Source organism: Clostridium sp., assembly GCF_032552055.1.
Classification (GTDB): Bacteria; Bacillota; Clostridia; order Clostridiales; family Clostridiaceae; genus Clostridium.
In genome coordinates this window covers 1-4,476 of the sequence record NZ_JAWGSV010000258.1, presented here as the reverse complement: position 1 = coordinate 4,476, position 4,476 = coordinate 1, and the positions used below count along the sequence as shown (strand labels likewise).

The 4,476-nt window shown below is 29.6% G+C and carries 4 protein-coding genes; all 4 read left to right on the top strand.

What is annotated here, in order from left to right; genetic code table 11:
* Nucleotides 1-107 precede the first annotated feature (107 nt).
* The 4 genes from chbG to E6248_RS13625 all read left to right on the top strand — a co-directional run bounded on the left by chbG (nt 108) and on the right by E6248_RS13625 (nt 4,201).
* Nucleotides 108-842, top strand: a complete 735-nt coding sequence (chbG, locus tag E6248_RS13640; RefSeq protein ID WP_316341337.1) for a chitin disaccharide deacetylase — start codon at nt 108-110, stop codon at nt 840-842.
* A gap of 206 nt (nt 843-1,048) precedes the next feature.
* Nucleotides 1,049-2,539, top strand: coding sequence for a PTS transporter subunit EIIC (locus E6248_RS13635; RefSeq protein WP_316341336.1), 1,491 nt, complete (start codon nt 1,049-1,051; stop codon nt 2,537-2,539).
* Nucleotides 2,540-2,544: 5 nt separating this feature from the next.
* Entirely contained in the window at nt 2,545-3,198 is a 654-nt protein-coding gene (locus E6248_RS13630) for an N-acetylmannosamine-6-phosphate 2-epimerase (RefSeq protein ID WP_316341335.1), read from the top strand.
* Between the two features lie 202 nt (nt 3,199-3,400).
* On the top strand, nt 3,401-4,201 hold the full coding sequence (locus E6248_RS13625) for a MurR/RpiR family transcriptional regulator (RefSeq protein WP_316341334.1): 801 nt from the start codon (nt 3,401-3,403) through the stop codon (nt 4,199-4,201).
* Nucleotides 4,202-4,476: the final 275 nt, after the last annotated feature.

The window sequence follows — 4,476 nt, the reverse complement described above, 5'->3', positions numbered from 1 at the left end:
GATTTAAATGGATATAATTTAATTGATAGATAATTAAAAAATAAATTATATAAGGTATATAAGAATATAATGGGAATTTATATACTTTACGAGAGAGAGGGGAAAATATGAAGTTAATAGTAAATGCTGATGATTTTGGGTATAGCAGAGGTGTGAATTATGGGATAGTAGATGCTTTTAAAAATGGTATAATAAGAAGTACTACGATAATGGCTGGGATGCCAGGGTATGAACATGCAGTAGAACTATTAAAGGATTGTAATGGTTTAGGATGTGGTGTTCACTTAACTTTATCTGCATATAAACCATTATTAAAATCTCATAAGACAATAGTAGATGAAAATGGATATTTTTATAAAAAAATAACACCTGAAGTAGTTGAAAATATCGATCTAGAAGAAGTATACAATGAGTTTTGTGCTCAAATTGAAAAGGTAAGGACTAGTGGGATAGATATAACTCATTTAGATTCTCATCATCATGTTCATACTTTTGAGGTATTAAAACCTGTTATGGAGAGAATTATAAAGAAATATCCTTACCCAATAAGGGGAGGGATTGAATATAAATTAGATTATGAAAAAATTCTTCCTTATGAAGGGATATTTTATGAAGAGACCGTCAGTGTCGATTCATTTAAAAATCTTAAAGATAAATTTACTAGCTATGATGTTTTAGAGACTATGTCTCATCCAGCATATTTAGATAGTTTTATCTTAGAGAATAGTTCATATAATATAAAAAGAATAGAAGAGTTAGAAATACTTACTTCTAAAGAATTAAAAAGTTTTCTTGAAGAAAATAATATAGAGGTATGTAATTATAGAGATATATTTAAATAAGTATAAGATTGTTTAGTATTGCAAAACTAATCTAGGAATAGTTTTGCAATATTTTTTTATGGAAAAATACAAATGAAAAAAATTTTAATTAAAATACTTGCGCTAAAAATATTTTCATGGTAATATGTAAATGTATTCAAAAGAAAATAATTTTTATAAAAAAGTAATATTGAAAATGATTTTAATTAAATGAGGGAGGAATTATTTTGTTTAAGCAGCTACAAAAAATAGGTAAGTCCTTTATGTTACCAATAGCGATTTTACCTGCAGCAGGTTTATTACTAGGTATTGGAGGTGCATTATCAAACCCTAATACAGTTCAAGCTTATCCATTCTTAGATATTGCATGGTTACAAGGCATATTCTCAATTATGTCTTCAGCAGGAAATGTTGTTTTTGCTAACTTAGCACTTATTATGTGTATAGGTCTTTCAGTAGGTTTAGCTAAGAAAGATAAGGGTACTGCAGGACTTGCAGGTGCAGTTTCATTCTTAGTTATGAATGCAGCAATTAGTGGAATGATCACAGCTTTTAATCCAGCAGTTGAATCAATAGATACAGGTGTGGTAGGAGCTATAGTAATTGGTTTGACAGTATCATTCTTACATAATAAATATGGAAACATTCAATTACCAGCAGTTTTAGGATTCTTTGGTGGATCAAGATTTGTACCAATAGTATCATCTTTTGCAGCTATATTTATTGGAGGAATATTCTTCTTAATATGGCCAACATTCCAAGGTTGGTTAGTTACAGCAGGTAATGCAATAGCAGGTTTAGGACCAATAGGAACATTTCTTTATGGATTCTTATTAAGACTAACAGGTGCAGTAGGATTACATCACATGATTTACCCATTATTCTGGTATACAGAATTAGGTGGAGTGGCAACTGTGGCAGGACAAACTATTACTGGCGCACAAAATATATTCTTTGCTCAATTAGCTGATCCAAATCACACTGGATTATTTACAGAAGGAACAAGATTCTTTGCTGGACGTTTTGCAACTATGATGTTTGGTTTACCAGCAGCATGTTTAGCTATGTATCACTGTGTACCTAAAGAAAGAAGAAAATTAGTTGGTGGATTATTCTTAGGAGCAGCAATAACTTCATTTGTTACTGGTATTACAGAACCAATTGAATTTATGTTTTTATTCGTAGCACCATGGTTATATGTAGTACATGCAGTGTTTGATGGATTATCATTCTTCATTGCAGATATATTAAATATATCAATTGGTAATACATTCTCAGGTGGATTAATAGACTTTACATTATTTGGAGTTCTTCAAGGAAATGATAAAACTAACTGGATACTTGTATTAGTAGTTGGAGCAGTTTGGTTTGCATTATACTACTTCACATTCAGATTCTTAATAACTAAGTTTAACGTTATGACTCCTGGTAGAGAAGTTGAGGGGGAAGATGTTAAAGTTGTTACTAAAGATAGCTTAAATGAAGTTGCTGAAGAAGTTTTAGCAGCACTTGGTGGAGCTGAAAACTTAGATGATGTTGATGCTTGTATAACAAGACTTAGAGTTGCAGTTAAAGATGTAAGTAAAGTAGATAAAGCTAAAATTAAATCTTTAGGAGCTACAGCTGTATTAGAAGTTAAGGGAGGAATACAAGCAATATTTGGAGCTAAAGCAGATCCATTAAAGCAAAAAATAAATGAAATTATAGGGAGAGATTAATAAGAGTGAAAGAGATAAATAGAGGATTAATTGTATCATGTCAAGCACTAGAAAACGAACCACTTCATAGCTCTTATATAATGAGTAGAATGGCAGTAGCAGCCAAAGAAGGCGGTGCTATAGGAATAAGAGCAAATAGTACTGAAGACATAATTGCTATAAAAAAAGAAGTAGATTTACCTATAATAGGTATAATAAAAATAGATTATGAAAATATGAAGCCATATATAACTCCTACTATGAAGGAAGTAGATGCCTTAGTAGAAACAGGAGTAGATATAATTGCACTAGATGCGACTATAGATCAAGATGAAGAGTTCTTAAAGAGTATATTTAAGAAATACCCAAATCAAGCTTTTATGGCTGATATATCTACTATAGAAGAGGGATTAAGAGCTGGAGAGCTTGGGTTCCATTATGTAGGCACTACTTTAGTTGGTTATACAGAGCATTCTAAAGGCTCTAATAACTTTGAAGTTTTAGAAGCTTTAATAAAGGATTGTAAGGCAAAGGTTATTGCAGAAGGAAACTTTGATACACCAGAAAAAGCAAAGCTTTCTTTAGAAAAAGGAGCATATGCAGTAGTAGTTGGTGGAGCAATAACAAGACCACAATTAATAACTAAAAAGTTTAATGATGAAGTGTTAAAAGCACTATAGTTAAAAAAGCTGCCGTAAGAGCAGCTTTTTTCATTATAATGAACTCTTTTATTTGTTTTGGATTAGTGATATTCTAATTATATGTATATTTTAATATAAATTAATTCAGTTTTATAAAATTTAAAGCAAAATAATTATTTAAGTAAAATATGAAAATTGAAACTATAGTTTTAATTTGTTTTCAGTTATTTGGAGGGTTAAAGTGGATATATTATGTGAAATCCAAAAAATATATAATAGTTTTTCAGATAAAGAGAAAGACATAGCTAATTATATAATGCAGTATGGGGATAAAATTAAGAATACAAATATTACTGATTTAGCAAAGGATATTGGAACGTCAGGTGCAACTATAACTAGATTTGCTAAGAAGATAGGCTGTGAAAGCTTTGTGGATATGAAAATTAAACTTAGCTCTAATAGGGTAGAGGTAGTAGATGAGAATGAGGATGAGATATTTTCTTATGCTTATCAATATTACAATGAGGTTATAGAGAGAACTAAGGCATTGATAGATAAGGAAGCTATATTTAAAGCAGTAAATGAGATTAAGAAAGCTAGAAACATATATATCCATGGTGTTGGTAGTTCAGGATTAACAGGGACAGAAATGATGCATAGGCTTTTAAGAATGGGATTTAATGTTCATAGCATTGCAGATTCACATATGATGATTATCAATAGCTCTATAGTAAAGAAGGATGATTTAGTTATAGGTATATCTATATCAGGGGAGACTGAAGAGGTAGTACATTCTCTTAGAAAAGCAAAAGAAAATAAGGCAACAACTATTTCTATTACTAGCTTTGAGGGAAGCAGTTTAAGTAAGCACTCAGATATAGAGTTTATAGTTTATAATCCTAAGTTTATTGATAGAAGCAAGTTTATAAATAGTCAATTTTCTGCTATGTATCTATTAGATCTAATATCTATGGTATTATTAAAAGATGAAGAGCTGAGAGAAAAGATGCAGATAACTATTAATGCTATAATAAACAATTAAATTTATAATATATAGTGTAGGATATAATGTGAGTAGTATAATCCAAGGATTTGACTCATAGAGATATACTACACTTTTTTTATACATAAATTAATTAAGGTCAACTAAATACTAGGATAAAGCAATTATATTAATAGAAAAAATTTATAAAACCTCAAAAAATATATATTGAGAGAGATAATCATTTTAAATAAGAGAAAAAGGCTTAAAAAGGCTATTTTACATAAATTACAAACTGAAAAGTAATGGTATAATTTAGTTATAAATATGCTTAT

Bases quoted from the DNA above. Each gene is read 5' to 3' on its own strand.
- chbG (WP_316341337.1), top strand. From the start codon at position 108: ATGAAGTTAATAGTAAATGCTGATGATTTTGGGTATAGCAGAGGTGTG.